26 protein-coding genes are annotated in these 24,284 nt (G+C 53.7%); 12 read left to right on the top strand and 14 right to left on the bottom strand.

What is annotated here, in order from left to right:
- Positions 1–139: 139 nt before the first annotated feature.
- The 4 genes from L3069_RS11950 (at position 140) to yciH (ending at position 2,874) form a co-directional block, all read left to right on the top strand.
- Positions 140–448 (top strand): LapA family protein, encoded by a 309-nt coding sequence (locus L3069_RS11950; protein WP_006810839.1) that lies wholly within the window; start codon positions 140–142, stop codon positions 446–448.
- A gap of 6 nt (positions 449–454) precedes the next feature.
- A complete protein-coding gene (gene lapB / locus L3069_RS11945; RefSeq protein WP_038416162.1) occupies positions 455–1,624 on the top strand; it encodes a lipopolysaccharide assembly protein LapB in 1,170 nt (389 codons plus the stop codon).
- A 184-nt stretch (positions 1,625–1,808) separates the two neighbouring features.
- Positions 1,809–2,555 (top strand): orotidine-5'-phosphate decarboxylase, encoded by a 747-nt coding sequence (pyrF, locus tag L3069_RS11940; RefSeq protein ID WP_038416161.1) that lies wholly within the window; start codon positions 1,809–1,811, stop codon positions 2,553–2,555.
- Positions 2,548–2,874 (top strand): stress response translation initiation inhibitor YciH, encoded by a 327-nt coding sequence (gene yciH / locus L3069_RS11935; RefSeq protein ID WP_038416160.1) that lies wholly within the window; start codon positions 2,548–2,550, stop codon positions 2,872–2,874. The genes pyrF and yciH overlap by 8 nt, the downstream gene beginning before the upstream one ends.
- A 104-nt stretch (positions 2,875–2,978) precedes the next feature.
- Here yciH and osmB read toward each other — a convergent pair whose 3' ends face one another.
- The 3 genes from osmB to L3069_RS11920 all read right to left on the bottom strand — a co-directional run bounded on the left by osmB (position 2,979) and on the right by L3069_RS11920 (position 4,431).
- On the bottom strand, positions 2,979–3,197 hold the full coding sequence (osmB, locus tag L3069_RS11930) for an osmotically-inducible lipoprotein OsmB (protein ID WP_003856823.1): 219 nt from the start codon (positions 3,195–3,197) through the stop codon (positions 2,979–2,981).
- Positions 3,198–3,437: 240 nt separating this feature from the next.
- Positions 3,438–4,211 (bottom strand): DNA-binding transcriptional regulator YciT, encoded by a 774-nt coding sequence (locus L3069_RS11925; protein WP_038416159.1) that lies wholly within the window; start codon positions 4,209–4,211, stop codon positions 3,438–3,440.
- 37 nt (positions 4,212–4,248) lie between these two features.
- Positions 4,249–4,431, bottom strand: coding sequence for a hypothetical protein (locus L3069_RS11920; RefSeq protein ID WP_022648315.1), 183 nt, complete (start codon positions 4,429–4,431; stop codon positions 4,249–4,251).
- A gap of 191 nt (positions 4,432–4,622) precedes the next feature.
- Here L3069_RS11920 and L3069_RS11915 point away from each other — a divergent pair, with 191 nt between their 5' ends.
- Complete coding sequence (locus L3069_RS11915) at positions 4,623–5,492, top strand: crotonase/enoyl-CoA hydratase family protein (protein WP_022648314.1); 870 nt, start codon at positions 4,623–4,625, stop codon at positions 5,490–5,492.
- Here L3069_RS11915 and pdeR read toward each other — a convergent pair.
- The 5 genes from pdeR to L3069_RS11890 all read right to left on the bottom strand — a co-directional run bounded on the left by pdeR (position 5,489) and on the right by L3069_RS11890 (position 12,318).
- Complete coding sequence (gene pdeR, locus L3069_RS11910) at positions 5,489–7,477, bottom strand: cyclic di-GMP phosphodiesterase (protein ID WP_100167836.1); 1,989 nt, start codon at positions 7,475–7,477, stop codon at positions 5,489–5,491. The genes L3069_RS11915 and pdeR overlap by 4 nt on opposite strands.
- A gap of 206 nt (positions 7,478–7,683) precedes the next feature.
- Positions 7,684–9,618, bottom strand: coding sequence for an exoribonuclease II (locus tag L3069_RS11905; RefSeq protein WP_038416157.1), 1,935 nt, complete (start codon positions 9,616–9,618; stop codon positions 7,684–7,686).
- A gap of 88 nt (positions 9,619–9,706) precedes the next feature.
- On the bottom strand, positions 9,707–10,693 hold the full coding sequence (locus L3069_RS11900; RefSeq protein ID WP_038416156.1) for a CMD domain-containing protein: 987 nt from the start codon (positions 10,691–10,693) through the stop codon (positions 9,707–9,709).
- 153 nt (positions 10,694–10,846) lie between these two features.
- Positions 10,847–11,635, bottom strand: coding sequence for an enoyl-ACP reductase FabI (gene fabI, locus L3069_RS11895; RefSeq protein WP_003856831.1), 789 nt, complete (start codon positions 11,633–11,635; stop codon positions 10,847–10,849).
- A gap of 281 nt (positions 11,636–11,916) precedes the next feature.
- On the bottom strand, positions 11,917–12,318 hold the full coding sequence (locus tag L3069_RS11890; RefSeq protein ID WP_038416155.1) for a RidA family protein: 402 nt from the start codon (positions 12,316–12,318) through the stop codon (positions 11,917–11,919).
- A gap of 133 nt (positions 12,319–12,451) precedes the next feature.
- On the opposite strand from L3069_RS11890, the gene L3069_RS11885 reads away from it, so the two are divergent.
- Positions 12,452–13,042, top strand: a complete 591-nt coding sequence (locus L3069_RS11885) for a TetR/AcrR family transcriptional regulator (protein WP_022648309.1) — start codon at positions 12,452–12,454, stop codon at positions 13,040–13,042.
- On the opposite strand, the gene sapF is transcribed toward L3069_RS11885, so the two are convergent.
- The 6 genes from sapF to pspF all read right to left on the bottom strand — a co-directional run bounded on the left by sapF (position 13,039) and on the right by pspF (position 19,399).
- Positions 13,039–13,845 carry a putrescine export ABC transporter ATP-binding protein SapF gene (gene sapF, locus L3069_RS11880; RefSeq protein WP_003856838.1) on the bottom strand — a complete coding sequence of 269 codons (807 nt, stop codon included), beginning with the start codon at positions 13,843–13,845 and terminating at the stop codon, positions 13,039–13,041. The two genes, L3069_RS11885 and sapF, sit on opposite strands and share 4 nt — an antisense overlap.
- A gap of 1 nt (position 13,846) precedes the next feature.
- A complete protein-coding gene (gene sapD, locus L3069_RS11875; protein WP_003856840.1) occupies positions 13,847–14,839 on the bottom strand; it encodes a putrescine export ABC transporter ATP-binding protein SapD in 993 nt (330 codons plus the stop codon).
- Positions 14,839–15,729, bottom strand: coding sequence for a putrescine export ABC transporter permease SapC (gene sapC, locus L3069_RS11870; protein ID WP_003856843.1), 891 nt, complete (start codon positions 15,727–15,729; stop codon positions 14,839–14,841). Before sapC ends, sapD begins: the two co-directional genes overlap by 1 nt.
- A complete protein-coding gene (gene sapB / locus L3069_RS11865) occupies positions 15,716–16,681 on the bottom strand; it encodes a putrescine export ABC transporter permease SapB (RefSeq protein WP_038416154.1) in 966 nt (321 codons plus the stop codon). Before sapB ends, sapC begins: the two co-directional genes overlap by 14 nt.
- Complete coding sequence (sapA, locus tag L3069_RS11860) at positions 16,678–18,318, bottom strand: ABC transporter substrate-binding protein SapA (RefSeq protein ID WP_022648307.1); 1,641 nt, start codon at positions 18,316–18,318, stop codon at positions 16,678–16,680. The genes sapB and sapA overlap by 4 nt, the downstream gene beginning before the upstream one ends.
- Before the next feature lie 88 nt (positions 18,319–18,406).
- Positions 18,407–19,399 carry a phage shock protein operon transcriptional activator gene (gene pspF, locus L3069_RS11855; RefSeq protein WP_162882544.1) on the bottom strand — a complete coding sequence of 331 codons (993 nt, stop codon included), beginning with the start codon at positions 19,397–19,399 and terminating at the stop codon, positions 18,407–18,409.
- 151 nt (positions 19,400–19,550) lie between these two features.
- Between pspF and pspA the strand changes: the two genes are divergently transcribed.
- From pspA to L3069_RS11825, 6 genes are all read left to right on the top strand, one after another.
- Entirely contained in the window at positions 19,551–20,219 is a 669-nt protein-coding gene (pspA, locus tag L3069_RS11850) for a phage shock protein PspA (protein WP_022651342.1), read from the top strand.
- A 49-nt stretch (positions 20,220–20,268) separates the two neighbouring features.
- Positions 20,269–20,493 carry an envelope stress response membrane protein PspB gene (pspB, locus tag L3069_RS11845; RefSeq protein WP_022648304.1) on the top strand — a complete coding sequence of 75 codons (225 nt, stop codon included), beginning with the start codon at positions 20,269–20,271 and terminating at the stop codon, positions 20,491–20,493.
- Entirely contained in the window at positions 20,493–20,852 is a 360-nt protein-coding gene (gene pspC, locus L3069_RS11840) for an envelope stress response membrane protein PspC (protein WP_006810819.1), read from the top strand. The genes pspB and pspC overlap by 1 nt, the downstream gene beginning before the upstream one ends.
- 12 nt (positions 20,853–20,864) lie before the next feature.
- Positions 20,865–21,089, top strand: a complete 225-nt coding sequence (gene pspD, locus L3069_RS11835) for a phage shock protein PspD (protein ID WP_006810818.1) — start codon at positions 20,865–20,867, stop codon at positions 21,087–21,089.
- A 184-nt stretch (positions 21,090–21,273) separates the two neighbouring features.
- Complete coding sequence (locus tag L3069_RS11830) at positions 21,274–22,971, top strand: sugar phosphorylase (RefSeq protein ID WP_038416153.1); 1,698 nt, start codon at positions 21,274–21,276, stop codon at positions 22,969–22,971.
- A gap of 13 nt (positions 22,972–22,984) precedes the next feature.
- Positions 22,985–24,277 carry an ABC transporter substrate-binding protein gene (locus L3069_RS11825; protein WP_023300247.1) on the top strand — a complete coding sequence of 431 codons (1,293 nt, stop codon included), beginning with the start codon at positions 22,985–22,987 and terminating at the stop codon, positions 24,275–24,277.
- Positions 24,278–24,284 lie beyond the last annotated feature (7 nt).

Genomic DNA, 24,284 nt, shown 5'->3' with positions numbered 1-24,284 from the left:
TTCCGCATTTTGACCATAAATCCATGAAGGGCGCATTACTTTTTCCGTTTCGCGCCCGCCACTAAAATGGTAGCTTATAAGGCTGATTGCCGTGAGTTGAACACGCTTTATACGCTCGAACCACATAACGGGAAGTCATGTGAAATATTTACTCATTTTCTTACTGGTGTTGGCGATTTTTGTCATTTCAGTCACATTGGGCGCGCAAAACGATCAACAGGTAAGTTTCAACTATCTGCTGGCGCAGGGCGAGTACCGGGTGTCGAGCCTGCTGGCTGTGTTATTCGCAGCGGGTTTTGTCATCGGCTGGCTTGTATGTGGCCTGTTCTGGCTTAAGGTTCGTGTTTCCCTTGTTCGCGCTGAACGTAAAATTAAACGACTTGAACATCAACTTACGCCTGCGACTGACATTCCGGCGAGCTCTGGTGTGCCGGTAGTCAAGGAATAATCGAATATGCTGGAGTTGTTGTTTCTGCTTTTGCCTGTCGCCGCAGCCTATGGCTGGTATATGGGCCGCAGAAGCGCGCAACAAACAAAACAGGATGAAGCAAACCGACTCTCCCGTGACTACGTTGCGGGGGTGAACTTCCTGCTGAGCAATCAGCAGGATAAAGCGGTCGATCTGTTCCTCGACATGCTCAAAGAGGATACCGGCACCGTAGAGGCGCATCTCACCCTGGGAAACCTGTTCCGCTCGCGCGGAGAGGTTGACCGTGCCATCCGTATCCACCAGACCCTGATGGAAAGCGCATCGTTGACCTATGAGCAACGGTTGCTGGCCGTGCAGCAGTTGGGCAGAGATTACATGGCGGCGGGCCTGTACGATCGCGCAGAAGATATGTTCTCTCAGCTGGTGGATGAGACCGATTTCCGTATCGGTGCGCTTCAGCAACTTCTGCAAATCTACCAGGCAACCAGCGACTGGCAAAAAGCGATTGATACCGCCGAACGGCTGGTCAAACTCGGCAAAGACAAACAGCGCATCGAAATTGCCCATTTTTACTGCGAGCTGGCCCTTCAGCAAATGGGTAGCGATGACATGGATAAGGCCATGGCATTGCTAAAAAAAGGCGCCGCGGCCGATCGCAACAGCGCCCGCATCTCGATAATGATGGGGCGGGTCTTTATGGCTAATGGTGATTACGCCAAAGCCGTGGAAAGCCTGCTTCGCGTTATCGATCAGGACAAAGAGCTGGTCAGCGAAACACTGGAAATGCTGCAAACCTGCTATCAGCAGTTAGGTAAGCAGGACGAGTGGGTTGCATTCCTGCGCCGCTGTGTTGAAGAAAACACCGGTGCCACAGCCGAGCTGATGCTGTCGGATGTCGTCGAAGAGCACGAAGGGAGTGATACCGCCCAGGTATACATTACCCGTCAGTTGCAGCGCCATCCGACGATGCGCGTCTTCCACAAGCTGATGGATTATCATCTTAACGATGCAGAAGAAGGGCGCGCTAAAGAGAGCCTGATGGTGCTGCGAGACATGGTCGGTGAACAGGTGCGGAGCAAGCCGCGCTATCGCTGCCAGAAATGCGGCTTCACCGCCTATTCGCTCTACTGGCATTGCCCTTCCTGCCGGGCCTGGTCCACCATCAAGCCAATTCGTGGTCTGGACGGGCAGTGATTTTTTAAAACACTCCATTTTAGTTACAACATACTAAAGTGTGCATTATTTCTTTCAGCACCGTGCGGTCTGTGGTTCAGCAGGAAAAGCATTCGATTCTGTTCATTTACCCCGAGGGCAGGTAGAATGCACGCCGTTTATCTGTTCCGCGCCGCTGCGCGCCCATAGACGAAAAGGGCTGGTCATGACGTCTGTTACTTCCTCCACTTCCCGCGTAGTTACCGATTCTCCTGTAGTTGTTGCTCTGGATTACAATAACCGTGACGCCGCACTGGCCTTTGTTGATGGTATTGATCCCCGGGATTGCCGTCTTAAAGTAGGCAAAGAGATGTTTACGCTGTTCGGTCCGCAAATCGTCCGCGATCTGCACCAGCGTGGTTTCGACGTTTTCCTCGACCTGAAATTCCACGATATTCCGAATACCACTGCCCACGCCGTTGCTGCGGCGGCTGAACTGGGTGTGTGGATGGTTAACGTTCATGCCTCCGGTGGGGCACGTATGATGACGGCTGCGCGCGAAGCGCTGGTGCCGTTTGGCAATGACGCTCCGCTTCTTATCGCCGTCACCGTGCTGACCAGTATGGATGAATCTGACCTTCGTGACCTGGGTGTGACGTTGTCACCTGCCGAACATGCGGAGCGTCTGGCGCGCCTCACGCAACAGTGTGGGCTTGATGGCGTGGTCTGTTCAGCTCAGGAGGCGGTTCGCTTCAAATCTGAGTTAGGCCGCGAATTTAAACTGGTGACGCCAGGTATCCGTCCGGCAGGCAGCGAGTCAGGGGATCAGCGACGCATCATGACGCCAGAGCAGGCGCTGAGCGCGGGGGTAGACTATATGGTAATTGGTCGCCCGGTGACGCAATCCGCTCATCCGGCAGAGACTCTGAAAGCGATTAATGCATCACTGAAAAAGGGGGGGCATAATGCGTGATGCCAACACTCGTCTGGTCTATTCAACAGATACCGGGCGCATTGAAGAGCCAAAAGAGAAAGCTGAACGTCCGAAAGGCGATGGAATCGTGCGTATTCAGCGCCAGACCAGTGGCAGAAAAGGGAAAGGCGTTTGCCTTGTCACCGGCATTGATCTGGATGATGCAGAGCTGGTAAAGCTCGCCGCTGAGCTTAAAAAGAAATGCGGATGCGGTGGGGCACTAAAAGACGGCATAATTGAGATTCAGGGCGATAAACGGGATTTAATTAAAACGCTCCTGGAAGCCAAAGGTATGAAAGTCAAACTGGCGGGCGGTTAAAATAAATGAGCCACGGACATTGCCGTGGCTCTTTTTTTTACGTGCGTAAGTCAGACCTGAAAATACAAAATATATTATTATACCGGTGAGAGCCGTTATGGTGATTATTTGCCCACCTGGTGACCGATAATACCACCTACGGCAGCACCACCTAATGTACCCAGCGTACTACCATCCGTTAATACTGCACCACCAAGCGCACCAGCACCGGCACCAATCGCGGTGTTACGGTCACGTTTAGACCAGTTAGAGCAAGCGCTCAGAGACATTGCTACAGTGATTGCCAGAACAGCGGCGGCTAATTTTTTGCTGGTAAAGGTCATAATACTTTCTCCTGAATTATCGATTCACGGAAAGGAATGCACTTTAAGTATAGACAATATCCATACTTAAATTCTGTTCCCGTGAAAGCTGGTCGCGCAGGCGTTACATCATCACGCAGGTGATAGTCACTTCCTGTTATATCGCTAAAATTAATTTTACGTGTTTAGAACAGTTTCAACAGGTAAAAACTCTTAAAGGAAGGGTCGGAATACTCTCAGAGAAAGGTTTAAGTGCGCCCATTATTCGGGCGCAGCAGGATAATCAGGCCGTTTTTTCACAATATCGACAGTCAGGCCGTCTTGTTCTAATTGCTGGCGATATTCATCGCGTAAACGCTCATCCGTGATCACACGGCTGAAGCGCGAAGCCGGACCCATCGTATAAGGGTGTACGGCGCCAAACTTAGAGCTATCGGTCAGCACAATCGCTTCACACTCTTTGGCGAGTACGGCGTTCACCACGTCTGAACGCATCATGTCGCGACCGGTAAAACCGGTGTCGGGCTGCCAGCCGTCAATGCCAATGAATGCCTTACTGAAGTGAACCTGCTGAACATATTGACGCGTTAATGGCCCCACCATGCTTTCGCTTTTCTTCTGGTAAATGCCGCCCAGCAGAATGACCTCGCAGCGAGTTTCCTTCAACAGATGGGCGATATAGCTGCTTACGGTAATGATGGTAACGTCTTTTTGATCGGCAAGCGTGCGCGCCAGAAGGGCGTTACTGCTGCCATTTTCAATAAAGACGGTCTCACCGTTATTCACTAAGGATGCAGCAAACTCCGCCAGTTCCCGCTTGAGCGCAAAATTGTTCATCATGCGGGTTTCAACGTCGTCGCTGTCCAGTGGAACGGCATATCCGTGCGCACGCCGCAGGTAGCTCTGTTTTTCCAGAAGATTCAGATCCTGACGAATGGTGACTTCAGAAACGCCGGTAGCTTTAGCGAGATCGACTACGCTTACGCGTCCCTGATCGATCACCATCTGCAAAATGATTTGTTGTCGGGAATTCATAGCATCCATTTAAAAGGCAAGGGCGAAAACGACGTGGTTACACTTCCCACGGGGCTTTTGGTTGAGTGGATTCTGATGCGTTATCAGTGCCGTTCTCAGCCAGCAGTTCAGACTTGAGGATCTCAAGATTACGGATAGCAGAGTGATAATCGCCCGCGACAAGAATATCCAGCACAGTATCAATACGCTGTGCCACGGCTGTTGCATCAATGTTAGACATAAGCTCACCCTGAAGCGAAAAGTTAATATTATCAATGATGCAGAAAATTGATTCAAAAGAGAAGGTAAAAAATGCAATAACCAAAGTTCATAAATGAAAGTGACAAATTTAACCCCCGTATGCTGCGGGTTGTAGGGGTGGATTAGTCTAAAACTGCGCGCAACGCGCTTTTTTATAAGAGGAATTCGACTATGACAGTTATCAACCAGACAACCTGCACACTGTTTACTGATGCTGAACGATTCACTCAACTGGCGGCTTATTATGAGGCCGAACGGCGCACGGTGTGGATGATGTTACGTGCCACGCCACGGCCTTGCTTCAATCATGCGCTGATCGAGGAGATCATGAATCTCTCCTGGCTGGTTCGCCAGTCCGGATATGTCGTTGATTTTTGGGTCACCGGATCGCTGGTCCCTGACATCTACAATACCGGCGGTGATTTACAATTCTTCGTTGAGTGCATCAAAAACAACCGACGCGAAGCGTTACGCGCCTATGCCCGGGCCTGTGTGGACTGCGTTCATGCCGCCTCACGAGGGTTCGATACCGGTGCTGTCACGCTGGCGATGGTGGAAGGAAGCGCGTTAGGGGGCGGGTTTGAAGCCGCGCTGGCGCATCATTTCATTCTGGCCCAGCGCGATGCCCGATTAGGCTTTCCGGAAATCGCGTTCAATCTGTTCCCTGGCATGGGCGGTTATTCACTGGTGGCGCGTCGTGCCGGCATGAAAATGGCAGAGGCGCTGATCTATAAAGGTGAGTCGCATACGGCGGAATGGTATGAACAGCACGGTCTTGTGGATCTCTTATTCGAGCCGTTACAGAGCTATGTTTCGGTACGGACGTTTATCGACACGCTACAGCCGAAGCTGAATGGCGTAAGGGCCATGCTGCGCGCGCGTACGCGTGTTCTGCCACTTCCGCGAAGCGAGTTGATGGACATTACCGAGGATTGGGTGGATGCCGCCTTCTGTCTTGAACCGAAGGATATCGCCTACATGGAGCGGCTGGTTATGCTGCAAAATCGCCATCAGGCGACGGGCTTACGCAAAGCCAGCTAACGGACATTCCTGGCCTGATAGCGCTTTAGCCATCGCTCGAATGCGGCTGCGGGCATGGGCTTAGCAAAAAGAAAACCCTGCCGTTCGTTGACGCCATTCTTCGTCAGAAAGGCGTCTTCTTTTGCACTCTCCACCCCTTCAGCAATGACCTGCAGATTCAACGCCTGTGCCACGGCGACTATCGCGCGCACGAGCGACTGTGAAATGGACTGCTTATGGATATCCCGGACGAAGGACTGGTCAAGCTTGATGGCGTCGATAGGGAAGCGCGCCAGCTGCGACAGGGAAGAGTACCCCGTACCAAAGTCATCAAGGTGAATTTGCGCCCCCAGGCGGCTAAATTGCTGGATCACTGACAGGGCCAGCTCTTCATTTTCGATGAGACAGCTTTCGGTCAATTCCACGTCAATCGGGCAGTATTCAAAATTCAGGTCTTTCAGCGCCTGCTTCAGGTCACTGAAGATGGTCTGGTCCGCCAGCTGACGGGCGGAGACGTTGACCGCAACGCGCAGGTTGATCCCTTTGTCGCGCCATTTTGCCACCTGGCGCACCACATCGAGCATAACCCAGCGGCCAAGGGGCACTATCAGCCCTGACTCTTCCGCATAGGAGATAAATTCCATCGGCGGGATCAGGCCACGCTCTGGTGACTGCCAGCGCACCAGCGCCTCCAGACTTCTGACTTCGCCGCGCCAGGTCATTTTTGGCTGGTAATGAATTAACAGCTGATCGTTATCCAGCGCTTTACGCAGGTTGGTATCCAGCCACAGATATTCAAATACGCGCTGGTTCATCTCTGGCGAGAAGACGCAGAATTTACCCCGGCCATTTTCCTTGGCGGTGTACATGGCGGTGTCGGCATTGCGAATGACGCTTTCCCGATCGTTACCGTGCTGGGGCGCAAGCGCGATACCAAGCGAGCAGCCAGTGTAAACCTCTATCTGCCCGATGCGGAAAGGCTGCCGCAGTCGGGTCAGAATGCGCGACGCCATAGCTTCCAGCGCGCCCTGCGAGGTATCGGTGGCCATCACGATAAACTCATCCCCACCCAGGCGCGCCAGGGTTTGTCCGTCGTCCAGGCAACTCAGGATCGCCAGCGCAACGGCCTGTAGCAGCTGGTCGCCAAACATATGCCCATAGGCATCGTTCACTTTTTTAAAGTTATCCAGATCGAGATAAACCACGCCCACCTGCGTTTCACCCCGGGAGGTGATGGCGTCGGAGATCAGCTCATGGATGGCATTTCGGTTAGGCAAACCGGTAATCGTATCCGTATTGGCGAGAACGCGCAGGCGCTCCTGGGCCCGGCGCTCTTCCGTGATGTCGGTACCTGAACAGATGAGGAAAATTTCATTTTTCCCGCTGCCGCTGTGAACGAATTTATTTCTGAAGAGAAACAGGCGTTGCCCCTTGCGGGTCTTGATCCAGCGTTCGACTTCGTAGGAGCTGCCGTTACGAAAAAAACCGGTGATGTTGCGTTTTGAGGCCGCGGCTTCGCTGCGGCTCATGAACAGTTTAAACACGTTTTGCCCGATGACTTCCTGTTCCTTCAGGCCCGTATATTCTTCACTTAAACGGTTGAAGCGCTGAATATTCCCGTTCTGGTCGAGGATGACAATTACGGAGTTAGCTTCGGACACCACCTGTTCGGCGAAGGAGAGTCCCTGCGCCAGATCGCGCGCCACGGAAGGCGTGTCGTTCCATGCTGATGCCGTTCCCGCCCACTCATTTTTGTTAATTTTACGACCGACAAGATGGACGGGAACGTCCACACCATACAAGGGAAGGGTCATGGCAATGCTGGACGTGATAACGGTGAGCTGGCGAATCAGAGCGGCCTGCTCATCGTCCAGCGCAACCACCTGAACGATTTCAGCGCTTTCACTGGCAGCAAGATGCAGAGCATTGCTGTCTGCTGTTAGTCGCCACCAGGGGCTATGCGTACCCATGTAACGAAACAGCAAATTCTGCTCCAGATCGTCCATCCCGTTTTCTCCCGCGGCTGCTGAGTAGCGCACAAATTATTCATTTGCAGTCGACTATGACGGCTCTTTTTACTGTAGATAATTCTGGCGAAATGTGGCGGTAGGAAACAGAAAAGTGTGAGAAAAAACGATGATTTTGCGAGAGATAATACTGGGGAGAACTCCCGGCCATCCCTGAACGGAACGGCCGGGAGTCTACGCGGTTATCAGGCGACAGGGCGCGCGATAATGCTGCGGGTTTCCATGCGGACTTCAGCGATGTTTACATCAATCACGTCAGTGACTTTGTAAACCGTTTCGCCTTTAATTTGCACGGTCCCGTTTTCCTGGCTACAAACCAGTTCGTCGCGAACGGCATGCAGGAACGGGGCAGGAATAAAGGCAACGGCGCCATTATCCACCAGACGCACGCGCATACCGCCGCGGCTGATGTCAATGATTTCAGCCGGGAAACGGGTGTCAGTCCCTGCCTTATCATTCAGGAAACGCGCGTACAACCAGTCGCCTACATCACGCTCCGCCATACGGTTCAGACGGCGACGCTCTGCCATCTGCAACGTAGTCTCATCCTGTGGCCGGGCAACAGATTCCACTTTGATGATCGCTTTCAGCAGACGATGGTTAACCATGTCGCCGTACTTACGGATCGGGGAGGTCCAGGTGGCGTAAGCCTCAAGACCGAGACCGAAGTGCGGGCCTGGCTCCGTGCTGATTTCCGCAAAGGACTGGAAGCGGCGAATGCGGCTGTCAAGGAAACCTGACGGCTGTGCGTCCAGCTCGCGGCGCAGCTTGCAGAAGCCTGGCAGGGTCAGCACCTCTTCCGGATCGACGTGGACGTCATGGGTTTTGAGCAGGGCGGCCAGCGCTTCGGTGTTAGCCGGGTCAAAGCCGGTGTGCACGTTGTAAATGCCAAAGCCTAACTTGTCGCGCAGCACGCGTGCGGCGCAAATGTTGGCGGAGATCATCGCTTCTTCAACGATACGGTTGGCAATACGGCGTGGCTCGGCGACGATGTTGAGCACTTCGCCTTTTTCCCCCAGCACAAAGCGGTAGTCCGGGCGGTCCTTAAATACCAGGGCGTGGGTCTGGCGCCACTCACTGCGGCTCTGGCAGACGCGATGCAGCAGACGAATTTGCGCAGCGATATTATCGGATTCAGGCTTCCAGCTGCCGGTATTTTCCAGCCAGTCGGACACGTTGTCATAAGCCAGTTTGGCTTTGGATTCGATGGTGGCGGCGAAGAATTCGATATCTTCTTCAATGGTACCGTCAGCCGCGATGGTCATGCGGCAGGCCAGTACCGGACGCACTTCATGGGGACGCAGGGAGCAGAGATCGTCGGAAAGCTCGCGCGGCAGCATCGGGATGTTGAAGCCCGGCAGGTAGTTGGTGAACGAACGCACTTTGGCCATTTCGTCCAGCTTGCTGCCTTCGACAATCCATGCGGTAGGGTCGGCGATGGCAACGGTCAGATGCATTTTGCCATCCGCTGCCTCTTCGGCATACAGCGCATCGTCCATATCCTCGGTGCTGGCGCTGTCGATGGTGACAAAGTCCAGCGCTGTCAGATCGCGACGCTCAAGACCTTCGTCCTGCATTTTGGTCGCTACGCCATCCGGCGCTTCTTTTTCGAGGTTGTGGCGCGCCAGCGTCACCCACCATGGGACGAAATGGTCGTCGCCAAAGGTGATGAACTGGGTCAGCTCGGCGTAGAAACCGCGATCGCCTTTTAAAGGATGACGGCGCATTTCGGCAACCGCCCAGTCACCCTCGACAAAGTCATGCTCAACGCCACGCGCGGCGCGGCAAGGGATGGCATCTTTCAGGAGAGGATGATCCGGTACGATAGAAAGACGATCATCTTTTTTATGCACTTTCCCGACAAAGCGGGTCAGGAAAGGTTCGATCAGTGCTTCCGGCTCGGCAGACTCTCGTTCCTTTTCGGTATGAATAACGGCCGAAATGCGGTCGCCATGCATCACTTTCTTCATCTGAGGAGGCGGAATGAAGTAGCTCTTCTGTCCGTCAACTTCAAGAAAGCCAAAGCCCTTTTCCGTGGCTTTTACGACCCCTTCTGCACGGGGCGTCTGGGAATGTAGTTGCTGTTTAAGCTGCGCTAGCAGCGGGTTGTCCTGAAACATAATGTTCTATTTTCGTAGCCATTGAGCGGCTGACAGTTTTACGCGATTCTCACTGCTACAGCAAGCGCTCTTTAGGTAAAGCGTGTGGTTATTCCTCTTTGCCAAGCGCCACGCGAAGACGGTCCAGCCAGCCATTAAAAGCGCCGTGGGTTAACAGGTTAATTGCCTTGCCCGGCGGGATACCGGCCTCCGTGAGAGGCGTTAACTGGGCGGCGCTAAAACGATCGGGAGACGTAAGCAGCAGCGCATGGGCGGCTGAGAGCGATGCAGATGGCTGGGCTTCGCTTTGTGGGTGGTTAACCAGTATCTCGCCCGTCAGATTCAGCAGCATCGGCTCATGACAGAGAACCGGCGTGAGCGCTGAAAGCGCAGGTTCGGCCTGCCAGCGTGAGAGCGCCTCAAGTTGAACCGCACTGGCATATTTTAGTTCGACTACGGGCTGGGTGGCTGTCCATCGGGTAAAGCTCAGCGGTAGTGTATGGGGCTGAATGTGGTGTCCCGGTAGCCAGCGTACCGGATGGCCAAGCAGCGCCTGAAACACTGCAACCGCCCGCGCCTGAAAACCAGTAAAGCCGATGATCTGGTTGATAAGCACAATGTCATACGTTGTCAGTCCCACCTCATCAAGCTGAGTTTGCGCTTTATCGTCAATGACGTCCGGAGAGCTCGCCAGCTGGCGGGCATACTGAGTGATTTCTGCAAGGCGTCGATTGCTTTCCCGGGAAGAGTCGGGGCCCGGAAGGGGGGCGAGGAGCGCCGCGTAGTGGTTACAGAGCCGCTGGACGCCACACACCTGGGAAACCGTCAACGCCGTGCTCAGTCTGTCGTAGGCGCTAAGCGTGTGCAGACGGTTTACGGGAGTATCGAGCGGGAATAAGAGGCGGCACAAGGTTCGGGCTGGCGTAAGCCACCCACAACAGCTTGCGGCAATGTCGTCAGGCAGGGCTAAATCGAGCAAAAAACGATCGTCGACGTTAGCGGCTTCAGGCACCAGCGGCAGAACGTCCGTCTGCGAATGATTCGACTGGGTTTCGTGATACCAGTGGCCTTTGCCGGAAAAACGGCGTTGTTCCATGGGCGTTCCTTGATCTCAAAATGGCGATCAATATCCTGGCGTAAGGCGGATGAGGGGAAAAATATTGTTAGGTGATAACAAATAGCAGAACGGAATAACGAAGTGCGGGGAGGGGAGAAAACTCTCTTCCCAGGCGGGAAGAGAGTAACAGACTTATTTGATTTCCAGCTCGTTCATGGCAGCGATGTTGAAGCCGCCGTCCACGTGAACCACTTCGCCGGAGATACCTGCGGAAAGGTCAGAGCACAGGAATGCCGCAGAGTTACCCACATCTTCGATGGTAACGGTACGACGAATCGGGGTAACCGCTTCGCAATGTGCCAGCATTTTACGGAAATCTTTGATACCGGAAGCGGCCAGAGTACGGATTGGACCCGCAGAAATTGCGTTAACACGCACGCCTTCAGGACCCATTGCGTTCGCCATATAGCGCACGTTGGCTTCCAGAGACGCTTTCGCCAGACCCATAACGTTGTAGTTAGGAATAGCGCGTTCTGCGCCCAGGTAGGACAGGGTCAGCAGGGCGGCGCCCGGGTTCAGCATCGCGCGGCAGGATTTTGCCATCGCAACGAAGCTGTAGGAGCTGATGTCATGGGCGATTTTGAAGCCATCACGGGTAACCGCGTTCACGTAATCGCCGTCCAGCTGGTCGCCCGGAGCGAAGCCGATGGAGTGAACGAAACCGTCGAATTTCGGCCATGCTTTAGCCAGTTCAGCAAACATGCCATCAATGCTTTCGTCTTGTGCAACGTCACATTCCAGAACAATGCTGGAACCCAGCTGCGCGGCAAATTCTTCAACACGGCCTTTCAGCTTGTCGTTCTGGTAGGTGAACGCCAGCTCAGCGCCTTCGCGATGCATAGCCTGTGCGATGCCGTATGCGATGGACAGTTTGCTGGCAACGCCAGTTACCAGAATGCGCTTACCGGAAAGAAAACCCATAGCTTTAATCCTTATATTCATTGCTTATTTTGCCTTGTAATTCATAGCGTTACAGGCAGTATTTCAAAATCATTCGAAATTAGCTCGAAATTATAGCCCACTCACAGCCCCTTGTGTCACGATATTTCTCGCTCACGTGCCGTGACTGGGCGCACGAAAGACGTTGAACTGACTCTTTATCAGGCTATTTCGTGTGTATTCCAGCAGTATATCACCGGGGGCTGGGTTCGCCTCATCCAACCAGAGGTTGGCCAGAAGCTTCACGCTAAGACGGCCGGATATTAATTCGCTGGCGAGGGGATTCGGGCAATAACCTTAATTTCAAAATCAAATCCGGCCAGCCAGTTAACGCCGATAGCCGTCCAGTTTGGGTAAGGTGGCTGCGGAAACGCCAGTTTTTTCACCTCCATGATGACGGGGAACTGGTTTTCTGGATCGGTATGAAACGTCGTGACATCAATCAGATCGTCAAAAGTGCATCCTGCGGCGGCCAAAGTCGCGTGTAAATTATCGAATGCCAACTGCACCTGAGCGGCGAAATCAGGCTCAGGCGTGCCATCGCTGCGGCTGCCGACCTGACCGGAAACAAATAACAGATCGCCAGAGCGAATGGCAGCCGAATAGCCATGCTCATCATAAAGGGCATGTCGATTGGCAGGGAAGACAGGATTACGTGGATGCATGGCATTTCCTTTTCTGTCAGAGGCGTTGTTGTGGTTACTTAAGAGAAGTAACATACGCAATGTATGTGAAAAAAATGTAATTCACATACGCCGCGTATGTCAAATTAAAAATATCGCTTTTATAGGAAGTTCTATGGCTACAAAACGTCGTGCTGAAACAGCTCAGGAAAATCGCGAAAAATTGATTCATGCGGCGCGAAAGGCGTTTGCTGAGAAAGGCTTTGCTGCAGCGTCGATGGATGAACTGACGGCAAGCGTGGGGTTAACGCGCGGTGCGCTGTATCATAATTTCAGAGATAAGAAAGGGTTACTGGCGGCGGTGGTCGCGCAGATAGACAGCGAAATGGCGGGCAACGCGAAAGCCGTTGCCGCGGCCACAGACGATGATTGGGAGAGACTGCTGGCGGAAGGCATCGCCTACATCAACATGGCGCTCGTTCCGGAAGTTCAGCGTATCGTGCTTCTTGACGGTCCGGCCGTTCTGGGCGATCCGGCGCAATGGCCCAGCCAGAACAGCTGTCTTGAGTCGACCCGCCAGACCATCGAAAAATTAATCGAACGCAACGTGCTTAAAAAAATGGATGCGAAAGTCGCAGCCCATCTGTTGAACGGCGTTGCGCTGAATGCTGCCTTGATGATTGCCGCGAGTGACGAGCCGCAGAAGACGCTGCCGCATGCCATCGAGGTGTTTACTCTGCTGGCAAGCGGGTTACGCAACGGCTAACGATCTTTCCGCCACGCATCGGCCGTCAATGCTTCACCAAAGTGTCCGGCAATCAGGCGTTTTGTCAGGTCGTGGAGCGGGGAGGCCAGCACGTCAGCGGTACTGCCGCGCTCAACGACTTCACCCTGGTGCATCACCAGCACCTGATCGCTGATGTGCTTCATCATGCCCAGGTGCTGAGTCACGTAGATATACGATATCCCCTGCTTTTCCTGTAGCTCCAGCATCAGGTTGATGAGTTGCGAACGCATCGACATGTCCAGCGACGCCAGCGCTTCGTCGGCGATAATGACCTTCGGGCGCAGGATCAGCGCGCGGGCCAGTCCGAGACGCTGTTTTTGGCCCGGGGCCAGCATGTGGGGGTAATAGCTGACATGGTCGGGCAGGAGACCTACCAGACGCAGGGTTTCGACAATACGTTTGCGACGCGCTTCCGGCTCCAGGTCGGTATTCAACCGCAGCGGGAAATCCAGGATCTGCGAAATACGCTGGCGCGGGTTGAGGGACGTTGACGGATCCTGAAAAATCATCCGAATGCGCTGGCTGCGGAAAGAGTAGTCACCAAATTCCAGAGGATGATCGTCAATCAGTATTTCACCGCCGCTTGGCTCAACCATACCCGCGAGCATTTTTGCCAGGGTCGATTTGCCCGAGCCGTTTTCACCGATAATCGCCAGCGTCTGCTTTTCGCGCAGCGTAAAACTCAGCGGTTTAACCGCCTCGACGGTCTGACGGTGAAACAGGCCGGTGCGATAGCGAAAGGTCTTACTCAGGTTACGCACTTCCAGTAAGGTTTCGACCATTTCACTCTCTCTCCATGTTCAGCGGGAAATGACAGGCAAACAGATGATTTTTCGGCCCTGTCAGGCGCGGTGTTTCAATGCATTTACGCTGAGCATACGGGCAACGCGGACCCAGACGGCAGCCAATGGGTAGCGATTCCAGCAGCGGTATCGCGCCAGGCAGAGTATTCAGACGGCTCTTGTGTGGCATTGCGCTGCCAAAATCAGGGATCGCCCTGATCAGCGCCTGCGTGTAGGGATGATGCGGCGTCGTCACCAGGTCTTCACTTGGCGCGGTTTCTACCGTTTGTCCGCAATACATCACGTCAATTTTATCCGCCCACTTGCTCAACATTTGCAGGTCATGGCTGATCAGCAAAATGGTGGTGTTGTTATTCTGGTTCAGACGCGTGAGCAGGCGGAAAATCTGCGCCTGAGTCGTTGGCTCCATCGCGTTCGTCGGTTCGTCCGCAATCAGCAGACGCGGCTGATTGGCCAGGGCGATAGCAATCATCACTTTCTGGCATTCACCGTCGGTCAGTTCGTAGGGGAAACTGCGCATCGCGTCTTTATGGTCTTTGATCCCCACACGATGCAATAGCTCAATGGCACGGCGTTTACGCCAGCCGAAACGCTGCCACCAGCGGCCTTTATAGGTCCAGCCGGGGATATTCTGCATTAGCTGTTTCCCGACGCGCTCGGACGGATCGAGACAGGATTGCGGCTCCTGAAAAATCATCGAGACGTTATGGCCCACCAGTTTACGGCGTTCGCGCGGGGAGAGACGCAACAGATCGATGTCGTCGAAACGCATACGGTCGGCGGTCACCCGCCAGTTGTCCTTCGCCACGCCGCAAATGGCTTTGGCGATTAGACTCTTACCGGAACCCGATTCGCCCACCAGCCCGCGTATTTCGCCCTCTGCGAGCGTAATACTGATGCGATCCACCGCTTTAACCCAGCCTTCGCCCGTTTTAATTTCGATCGTGAGGTTGCGGATATCAAGTAACGGCATTATTGCACCCCCGCATTGATTGCCCGGCGGATCCCGTCGCCAAGCAGGTTAACGAGCAGAACGCTCACCATGATGGCCGCGCCCGGCAGCATGACCGTCCACGGCGCAACGTAAATCAGCTCCAGCGCATCGCCGAGCATTGCGCCCCATTCCGGGGAGGGGAGCTGCGCGCCCAGGTCCAGGAAGCCCAGCGCTGCGATATCCAGAATCGCCATCGACAGGGCGCGGGTGATCTCCGTCACCAGCCCGGCGGCAATGTTAGGCAGCACGGCAAACCACAAAATATTAAACGTGGTGGCACCGTCCAGACGGGCGGCGACGACATATTCTTTCTCCAGTTCGTCGTGAACCAGGCTGTAAACCGATCGCACCATGCGGGGCAGAATGGCCAGCCAGACGGCAAACATCGCATGTGTGAGGTGCGGCCCCGCGAAGGCCACGACGATAATCGCCAGCAACAGCGAAGGAATCGAGAGCAAGGTATCAAGAATATGATTAAGCACGGCAGACCGCAGCCCGTGGGTTGAGCCGGCAAAAATGCCCAGCGCAAGGCCGCATATCGCGGCGGCAAGGGTGACCACGAACGCGCCGCCTACCGTAGGTGCGGCGCCGCTCAGTAAACGACTTAGCACGTCGCGTCCGAGATCATCAGTCCCCAGGAAGAACGAAACCTCCCCGTAACGCGACCACGATGGCGGTAAAAGCTGATAACCAAGGAACTGCTGATCGATGCCATACGGCGCAAACCACGAACCCAAAACACACAGCAACACGAGGCCAATGCAGCCGTAAAAGCCGATCATCGCCGTGGTGTCGCCGTAGAAATTACGCCACACGGTGCGTAGCGCACCAGGCGTGCGCTTTTCGCTGTAGACGTTATCGTAAGGCATACCATTCCTTATGCTTCAACGGGTTGGCCATGGCACCCAAAATATCGGAAATAACGTTAACAATAATGACCAGCGAGCCAATCACCATCACGCCGGCGGAGATCGCCGCGTAATCCTGCTGGCGAATGGCGTTGATCATCCAGCGCCCAAGGCCCGGCCAGCTGAAAACCATCTCGGTGATCATCGCCAGCGTCAGCATGGTTGAGAATTGCAGCCCAAGCCGTGGGATTACCGGCGGCAACGCATTGTGCAGCACATGGCGACGTAGAATCGTCAGGCGAGACAGTCCGCGTGTGGCGGCGGCTTTCACATAGTTTTGATCGAAGACTTCGATAGTGCTGATGCGCATCAGGCGGATCACTTCGGTCGTCGGTGCGACGGCCAGCGTGAGCACTGGCAGCACCATATGGCGCAGGGCGCTCACGATCATTTCGTCGCGCCAGACTGAATCGGAAAGCCAGGCGTCAACGATGGCGAAGCCGCTCACCGTTTGCACGTTATACAGCAGGTCGAAACGGCCAGACACCGGAAGCCAGCCTAACGTCAGTGAGAAGAAGAGGGTAAGCAGCAGCGCCAGCCAGAAAACAGGGATGGAAAAGCCAATTAAGGCAAGCGCGCTGATGAATTTATCCTGCCATTTATTGCGATAAATTCCCGCCAGCATCCCCACCGGGATCCCCGCCATGAGGGCAAAGCCAAAGGCGAGTATACACAGCTCCATGGTGGCCGGGAAAACCATCTTCAGCTGCTCAGAGATGAGCTGTCCGTTGATGCTGGACACGCCAAAATCCCAGTGCAACAGGCCGTTAAACCAGAACAGCCAGGCGTCCCAGAGGGATGAGCCCTGAAGCGGGGCGTGCGGTGTAAAGTAGCTAAGGCTAAAGCCGACAAAGGTCAGGAAGAACAGGGTGACCAGCAGTAACAGCAGCCGCCGCAAGGTAAATATAATCATGGTTTTTTCACCTCTTGTTCTTTCTCACGAGTCACGCCCGCGAAGGAGGCGTTACCAAACGGGCTGAGTACCAGCCCTTTTATATCGTAACGGTAGGCCTGAAGGCGCAGGGAAGAGGCAAGCGGCAACACGGGAAGCTCTCTGGCCAGAATATTTTGCGCTTCATCGTAGGCCTCAATGCGTGAAGCAAGCTGTTGAGATGAGAGGGCTTTTTGCAGCACAGCATCAAATTCCCGGTTACACCAGTGCGCGTAGTTGGTCTGGGAGTTGATCGCCGCACAGCTCAGCAGCGGACGGAAGAAGCTGTCCGGGTCGTTACTGTCGGTAGACCAGCCAGCCAGCGTTAAGTCGTGATTCATGTCCATCAGACGCGCCTCCTGGAAACGGCCTTCGACAGGAACGATGATCACCTTCACGCCCACCTGGGCCATATCTGCCTGCAACAGTTCGGCGGTTTTCAGCGGGCTAGGGTTCCACGCCTGAGAGCTGGTGGGTACCCACAGCTGAAGCGTCAGGTTTTCTGCCCCCAGTGCTTTAAGCTGTTCGCGCGCTTTCGCCGGATTATATTCCGTGATCTTCGCCTCGCCGTCATAGGCCCAGGAGGCGCGGGGCAGAATAGAGGCGGCGGTTTCCGCGGTGCCGTAATAAATCGACTGCATCAGACGCTGATTGTTGATCGCTAACGCCAGCGCATGGCGCACGGCCGGATTATTCAGCGGTGGCTTATCGGTGTTAAACGCCAGATAGGCGATGTTCATTCCCGGGCGTAGGGTCAGGCGCAGGCGGGGGTCGTCGCGCAAAATAGTCAACTGGCTGGCCGCAGGCCACGCAAGGACGTCGCACTCACCGGTCAGCAGTTTGGAGAGGCGGCCTGTTCCACCTGAACCCAGATCGACAATAACCTGCGGCATCAGCGGTTTGCCGCGCCAGAAATGATCGTGTCGTTGCAGGCGAATGTATTGTCCGGCGCGGTACTCAGCTAACTGGAAGGGTCCTGTGCCCACAGGCTCACGATCGAGACGTTCCTGACGATCCTTTTTCGTCAGCTGATCCGCGTATTCGGCTGACATGACGGACGCGTAGTGCGTCGCCAGGTGCCAGAGGAATGAGGCGTCCGGGCGCGTCAGGCGAAACTCAACCGTGCGGTTATCCAGCTTACGAACGCTTTTGACCGTGTCCGCGAATTGCAGACTGTCGAAGTAGGGGAAGTTTCCGCCGTTGACGTTATGCCACGGATGGTTGCGGTTAAAGATGCGCTGGAAGGTGAAAACCACGTCATCCGCGTTGAGCTTGCGGGTTGGGGTAAACCACGGGGTGTGCTGAAAAGCCACATCATCGCGTAGACGGAAGCGGTACGTGGCGCCGTTATCAAGCACTTCCCAACTTTCAGCAAGCTCCGGAACCAGCCGATAGGTATAAGGATCGACGTCGAGCAGGCGATCGTAAATCTGTGCGGCCAGCGTATCAACAATCACGCCGCTCCCCGCCTTTTGCGGGTTAAAGGTATCAACTTGCCCGCTGACGCAATAGACGAAACCACTATCACGAATATCAGGAGGCGCAGTACGATCGGGCGCAGCAAAGGCCAAATTGCTGAACAGACCGAGTGCAAACAGGGATGATAAAACCAGGCGCATAGTTTTTAAGGTTTTTAGATTCGATCTGCAAAGTGTATCGCACTTACGCCTGCTTCGTAAAAATGTCTGGGGGTAAGTGCTGATAATGTCAGCGCATTTGATGTTTTTTGAGCAATGCCCTTAACTGATGGTAGGTCAGACCCAGCAGTTCAGCTGCCCGTTTCTGGTTATATTTCGCCTCTTTCAGGCTCCGTTCCAGCAGTTGCTGCTCCTGCTGATGCTGGAACTGGCGTAAATCGAGCGGCAACGCCGGATCATGCTGGCGCGCCGCCGGAGCAAGGGGCTGTTTAACCTCGCGCCGAAACGGATCGAGAATAATGTTGTCCAGTTCGGTCTCGCTGCTGCCATGACGGTAAACAGACCGTTCCACCACGTTTTTCAGTTCACGGATATTCCCCGGCCAGTGGTAACCGAGCAGGGTCTCGGTGGCCTGTTCGCTGAAGCCCGGAAAGAGCGGCAGTCCCAGTTCCCGGCACATCTGAATGGCAAATTGATCGGCCAGCAGCATGATATCGCTGCGTCGCTCACGCAGCGGCGGCAACTGGACGACATCGAAAGCCAGCCGGTCCAGCAGGTCGGCGCGGAATTTATCTTCTGCCACCATCGCGGGCAGATCGGCGTTAGTGGCGCACACCAGGCGAACGTTAACCTGAAGCGGCTGACTTCCGCCAACGCGTTCCAGTTCGCCATACTCAATGACGCGCAGCAGCTTTTCCTGCACCAGCATTGGCGCGGTCGCCAGCTCGTCGAGAAAGAGCGTTCCGCCGTCGGCACGTTCAAAACGACCGGGGTGCCGTTTTTGTGCGCCAGTAAACGCGCCGGCTTCATGACCGAAAAGCTCCGTGTCGAGCAGATTTTCATTCAGCGCCGCGCAGTTAAGCGAAATAAAAGGCCCGTCCCAGCGGCCAGACAGAAAGTGCAGACGGTTAGCGATAAGTTCTTTACCCGTTCCGCGCTCACCGATAATGAGCACCGGTTTATTCAGCGGCGCCAGGCGCGATACCTGCTCAAGCACTTCCAGGAAGCTGTTTGCCTCGCCAAGCAAATTGTCTTTATATTCAGCCATGATGAAATTAACCACTCCTTAGTGATATTCACCAGGTGAGAATAGCCGCTGGATGGATAAATATCAATCACACCCAGTAAAATCAATAAGATAAAAAGTTGGCATGGGATTTGTATTAACTACTCAGCAGGGCATCGCCCGATAACAGAACTATGAGGATTGAATTATGGGTATTTTTTCTCGTTTTGCCGACATCGTGAACGCCAACATCAACTCGCTGCTGGAGAAAGCAGAAGATCCGCAGAAGCTGGTGCGCCTGATGATTCAGGAGATGGAAGACACGCTGGTTGAAGTACGCTCCACCTCCGCCCGCGCGCTGGCAGAGAAGAAGCAGTTAACGCGTCGTATCGAGCAGGCGACTGCCCAGCTTAACGAGTGGCAGGAAAAAGCTGAACTGGCGCTGCGCAAAGATAAAGAAGATCTGGCCCGCGCTGCGCTGATTGAGAAGCAGAAGCTGACCGATATGGTGGCCACGCTGGAACATGAAGTGACGCTGGTGGATGATACTCTGACGCGTATGAAGAAAGAGATTGGTGAGCTTGAAAACAAACTCAGCGAAACCCGTGCACGTCAACAGGCGCTGGCGCTGCGCCACCAGGCTGCAAGTTCGTCCCGCGACGTGCGTCGCCAGCTGGACAGCGGCAAACTGGATGAAGCGATGGCGCGTTTCGAATCGTTCGAACGTCGTATCGACCACATGGAAGCGGAAGCCGAAAGCCACAGCATCGGTAAGCAGAAAACCCTGGATCAGCAGTTTGCTGACCTGAAAGCCGATGATGAAATTAGCGAGCAGCTGGCGGCGCTGAAAGCCAAAATGAAACAAGACAACCAATAATAAATCCTGCGGCACCTGAGCGTGCCGCATCGCAAGACAAGGAGTACACATGAGCGCGCTTTTTCTGGCAATACCCCTGACAATTTTCGTGCTGTTTGTTCTGCCCATCTGGTTATGGCTGCACTACAGCAACCGCTCTTCTCGCGGGGAGCTGTCGCAAAGCGAGCAACAGCGGCTGGCGCAGCTCTCTTCTGAGGCAAACAAAATGCGCGAACGTATTCAGGCGCTGGAAGCCATCCTGGATGCGGAACACCCGAACTGGAGGGAGCGTTAATGGCTGGACTAAATCTGAATAAAAAACTGTGGCGCATCCCGCAGCAGGGCATGGTTCGGGGCGTTTGCGCCGGGCTGGCACACTATCTGGATGTCCCGGTAAAACTGGTACGTGTGGTCACCGTATTGTCGATTTTCTTTGGCCTGGCCTTTATTACACTGGTGGCTTACATCATTCTGTCGTTTGTACTTGATCCGATGCCGGAAGGTGAGCTGGATGCGGAAAACACGCCAACCAGCAGCGATCTTCTTAACGCGGTGGATGAACAGCTGAGCGCAGGGGAGAAGCGATTGCGCGAGATGGAACGTTATGTCACCTCCGATACCTTTACGCTGAGAAGTCGTTTCCGTCAGCTTTAAGAGAGAACTTACATGAAACAAAACTGGCAACAGGCCGGTCAGAAGGTAAAACCCGGCCTGAAAATCGCAGGTAAACTGGTTCTGATGACGGCGTTACGTTATGGTCCGGCTGGTGTGGCGGGCTGGGCGATCAAGTCTGTTGCCCGTAAGCCGGTCAGAATGTTGCTGGCGGTCGCCCTGGAGCCGCTGTTACAAAAACTGGCAAAACGCGTTTCACGTCGCTACTTTTCACGCTAATCCCGCTCATATAAGCCCTTTCTCGCGCTGAGAGAGGGCATGAATTCCCCCTCTGCTTTTTCTCTTTCTTTGCGGCAGCTCACATTACTGCGTTGCGCTGCTTTGAGAATGCCTTTTTCAGCCCCCAGGTCCGTTGACAGATATTTTTCATGGGAGTAGATTGCCACTCCGTGGGACCGCTACCATGGAAAATAATGTGAACGCAAAAATTAAATACCTTATCAATCATATTTACGGTGAATCATTTTCAGATGCACACCTTGACGTGTTATTAACTAAGCTTCAACAGGCGGCGGTTAATATTACGGAGAAGCGTAAGTCAGGCTGGGATGAAAAAGATGTTGTTCTGATTACCTATGCCGATCAGATCTCCGCGAAAGGGGAGAAAGCATTGCCGGTATTTACCCGGTTCTATAATGAGTGGCTTTCTCGTACTTTTTCTCATGTCCATCTTTTACCTTTCTATCCTTGGTCATCAGATGATGGTTTTTCCGTTATTGATTATCATACCGTTGCACCTGAAACGGGAAACTGGCGCGATGTCGCGGAATTAAAACAGTCAGCCAGCTTAATGTTTGATTTCGTTTGCAATCATATGTCAGCGAAAAGCGAATGGTTTGCTAATTATCTGGCGCAGAAGCCTGGTTATGAAGATTTCTTTATTTCTGTCGACCCGGAAACCGATTTATCCGCGGTGACGCGCCCACGCGCTTTACCGCTGTTGACGCCGTTTACGCTTAATGATGGCAGCGTTCGTCATTTATGGACTACATTCAGCGATGACCAGATCGATCTCAATTTCGCCTCGCCGCAGGTGCTGATTGCAATGGTTGACGTTCTGCTCCATTACCTCATGGAAGGGGCGCGTTATATTCGTCTGGATGCGGTCGGGTTTATGTGGAAAATCCCGGGAACAACCTGCATCCATCTGGAACAAACCCATTGCCTTATCCAGCTGTTCCGCGCCATTACGGACGCCGTGGCACCTGGAACGGTGATCATTACTGAGACAAATGTTCCGCACAAAGACAACATCTCTTACTTCGGTGATGGTGAAAACGAAGCCCAGATGGTCTATCAGTTTTCCTTACCTCCGCTGGTGCTGCATGCCGTTCATCGTCAGGATGTGAAAGCACTTTGCCAATGGGCGGGGTCGCTGGCACTGCCTTCTTCACACACTACATGGTTTAATTTCCTGGCCTCGCATGATGGTATCGGTTTGAATCCGCTGCGCGGCATTCTTCCGGAATCAGAGATCCTCTCGTTGGTCGAAAATCTTCAGCAGGAAGGCGCGCTGGTCAACTGGAAAAATAATCCTGACGGAACGCGAAGCCCTTATGAAATTAATGTCACCTATCTTGATGCGTTAAGTTTACAAGACAGTTCAGATGAGGAACGTATTGCACGGTTCCTCCTCGCGCATGCTGTGTTGTTAAGTTTCCCAGGCGTCCCGGCTGTTTATATTCAGAGCATTCTTGGTTCGCGGAACGATTATGAAGGCGTCGAACGCCTCGGATATAACCGCGCGATTAACCGGAAAAAATACACGGCGGGGCAGCTTGATAGCGAACTGAATAATAAGAAGAGTATTCGCTATCAAATTTATTCTCATTTGAGTGAGCTTATCGCTATTCGTCGCGGCGAGAGGGCGTTCCATCCGGATAGTCAGGCTGCTTTCGACGCAGTGGGTAAACAAATTCTTAAAATTATTCGTGTTGCTGAAAATGGCGAGCGAATTACAGCATTATTTAATTTTAGCAATAAAATGCAGACCGTTTATGAACAAACGCTTTCTGGTAAGGAGTTATTATCAGGACAGGATATTAGCGGTACGGAGCTGATCCTCAATCCATGGCAGGTAATGTGGATTAAAGAAAACTAAAAAGGACCCTAAAATGAAAATGCCAAAAATTGTGCTGTTATCAGCACTGGTTTCGTGCGCCCTGTTATCAGGCTGTAAGGACGATAAAGCATCTCAGGTCACCATTGAGTTTATGCACTCGTCGGTAGAACAGGAGCGTCAGGCCGTTATCACGAAATTGATTGAAAAATTCGAAAAAGAGAACCCGACTATAACGGTGAAACAGGTACCCGTTGAGGAAGATGCCTATAACACCAAGGTTATTACTCTGGCACGTACCGGTGCGCTACCGGAGGTGATAGAGATCAGTCATGACTACGCCAAAGTCATGGATAAAGAGCAATTGCTGGATCGTGACGCCATCGGCCGCGCCGTCAAGGCGGTGGGCGAGGAGACATTTTACGACGGTATTTTACGCGTTGTTCGCACGGAAGATGGCAGCGCATGGACGGGGGTGCCGGTTAGCGCCTGGCTGTCCGGCGTCTGGTATCACAAAGATGCGCTCGCGGCAGCGGGGATCGAGGAACCGCACAACTGGGAACAACTGCTGAAAGCCAGTCAGGCGCTCAACGATCCGGCTAAAAAACATTACGGTATCGCGCTTCCAACCGCAGAAAGCGTCATGACGGAGCAGGCTTTCTCGCAATTTGCTTTGTCAGGAGGGGCCAACGTCTTTGATGCAAACGGCAGCGTGAAAATCGATACCCCTGAGATGTCGAAAGCGCTGGAGTTTTATAGGGCACTGGCCGCGAACACCATGCCGGGCTCGAATGATGTCATGGAGATCAAAGACGCCTTCATGAACGGTTCTGCGCCTATGGCCGTTTACTCTACCTATATCCTGCCCGCGGTCTTCAAAGATGGCAATCCGGCCAACCTGGGGTTCGTTGTCCCGACGGAAAAATCATCAGCCGTGTACGGCATGATCACTTCTTTGACGATCACTACCGGCCAGACCGAAGAGGAAACGCAGGCCGCCGAGAAATTTGTCACCTGGATGGAGCAGGCTCAGAACGCCTCTGATTGGGTCATGATGTCTCCGGGCGCCGCGCTACCGGTCAATAAACTCGTGGTGGGCACTGATTCCTGGAAAAACAACGACGTTATCAAGGCCTTTGGTCAACTGCCTTACGAGCTGATTGCGCAGTTCCCGAACGTCCAGGTGTTTGGTGCCGTGGGCGACAAGAACTTTACCCGCATGGGAGATGTTACCGGGTCCGGCATTATCAGTTCCATGGTGCATAACGTGACGGTGGGACAAAAAGATCTCAATGCGACGTTAAGCAACAGCCAGAAGAAACTGACTGACCTGATATCACAACGATAGGAGCGCT

It is taken from the genome of Enterobacter cloacae complex sp. ECL411 (assembly GCF_021869665.1).
GTDB classification, from domain to species: domain Bacteria; phylum Pseudomonadota; class Gammaproteobacteria; order Enterobacterales; family Enterobacteriaceae; genus Enterobacter; species Enterobacter intestinihominis.
The sequence above is the reverse complement of the archived record's forward strand: the minus strand, read 5'-3'. Positions and strand labels throughout refer to the sequence as shown.

Coding starts and splice junctions, on each gene's coding strand:
- osmB (WP_003856823.1), bottom strand. CDS start 3,197: ATGACCTTTACCAGCAAAAAATTAGCCGCCGCTGTTCTGGCAATCACT.
- fabI (WP_003856831.1), bottom strand. CDS start 11,635: ATGGGTTTTCTTTCCGGTAAGCGCATTCTGGTAACTGGCGTTGCCAGC.
- sapF (WP_003856838.1), bottom strand. CDS start 13,845: ATGGTCGAAACCTTACTGGAAGTGCGTAACCTGAGTAAGACCTTTCGC.
- L3069_RS11905 (WP_038416157.1), bottom strand. CDS start 9,618: ATGTTTCAGGACAACCCGCTGCTAGCGCAGCTTAAACAGCAACTACAT.
- pspD (WP_006810818.1), top strand. CDS start 20,865: ATGAAACAAAACTGGCAACAGGCCGGTCAGAAGGTAAAACCCGGCCTG.
- lapB (WP_038416162.1), top strand. CDS start 455: ATGCTGGAGTTGTTGTTTCTGCTTTTGCCTGTCGCCGCAGCCTATGGC.
- L3069_RS11885 (WP_022648309.1), top strand. CDS start 12,452: ATGGCTACAAAACGTCGTGCTGAAACAGCTCAGGAAAATCGCGAAAAA.
- L3069_RS11900 (WP_038416156.1), bottom strand. CDS start 10,693: ATGGAACAACGCCGTTTTTCCGGCAAAGGCCACTGGTATCACGAAACC.
- L3069_RS11890 (WP_038416155.1), bottom strand. CDS start 12,318: ATGCATCCACGTAATCCTGTCTTCCCTGCCAATCGACATGCCCTTTAT.
- L3069_RS11830 (WP_038416153.1), top strand. CDS start 21,274: ATGGAAAATAATGTGAACGCAAAAATTAAATACCTTATCAATCATATT.
- yciH (WP_038416160.1), top strand. CDS start 2,548: ATGCGTGATGCCAACACTCGTCTGGTCTATTCAACAGATACCGGGCGC.
- L3069_RS11920 (WP_022648315.1), bottom strand. CDS start 4,431: ATGTCTAACATTGATGCAACAGCCGTGGCACAGCGTATTGATACTGTG.
- L3069_RS11825 (WP_023300247.1), top strand. CDS start 22,985: ATGAAAATGCCAAAAATTGTGCTGTTATCAGCACTGGTTTCGTGCGCC.
- sapB (WP_038416154.1), bottom strand. CDS start 16,681: ATGATTATATTTACCTTGCGGCGGCTGCTGTTACTGCTGGTCACCCTG.
- L3069_RS11925 (WP_038416159.1), bottom strand. CDS start 4,211: ATGAATTCCCGACAACAAATCATTTTGCAGATGGTGATCGATCAGGGA.
- pyrF (WP_038416161.1), top strand. CDS start 1,809: ATGACGTCTGTTACTTCCTCCACTTCCCGCGTAGTTACCGATTCTCCT.
- pspA (WP_022651342.1), top strand. CDS start 19,551: ATGGGTATTTTTTCTCGTTTTGCCGACATCGTGAACGCCAACATCAAC.
- pdeR (WP_100167836.1), bottom strand. CDS start 7,477: ATGGACGATCTGGAGCAGAATTTGCTGTTTCGTTACATGGGTACGCAT.
- sapC (WP_003856843.1), bottom strand. CDS start 15,729: ATGCCTTACGATAACGTCTACAGCGAAAAGCGCACGCCTGGTGCGCTA.
- pspC (WP_006810819.1), top strand. CDS start 20,493: ATGGCTGGACTAAATCTGAATAAAAAACTGTGGCGCATCCCGCAGCAG.
- pspB (WP_022648304.1), top strand. CDS start 20,269: ATGAGCGCGCTTTTTCTGGCAATACCCCTGACAATTTTCGTGCTGTTT.
- sapA (WP_022648307.1), bottom strand. CDS start 18,318: ATGCGCCTGGTTTTATCATCCCTGTTTGCACTCGGTCTGTTCAGCAAT.
- sapD (WP_003856840.1), bottom strand. CDS start 14,839: ATGCCGTTACTTGATATCCGCAACCTCACGATCGAAATTAAAACGGGC.
- L3069_RS11915 (WP_022648314.1), top strand. CDS start 4,623: ATGACAGTTATCAACCAGACAACCTGCACACTGTTTACTGATGCTGAA.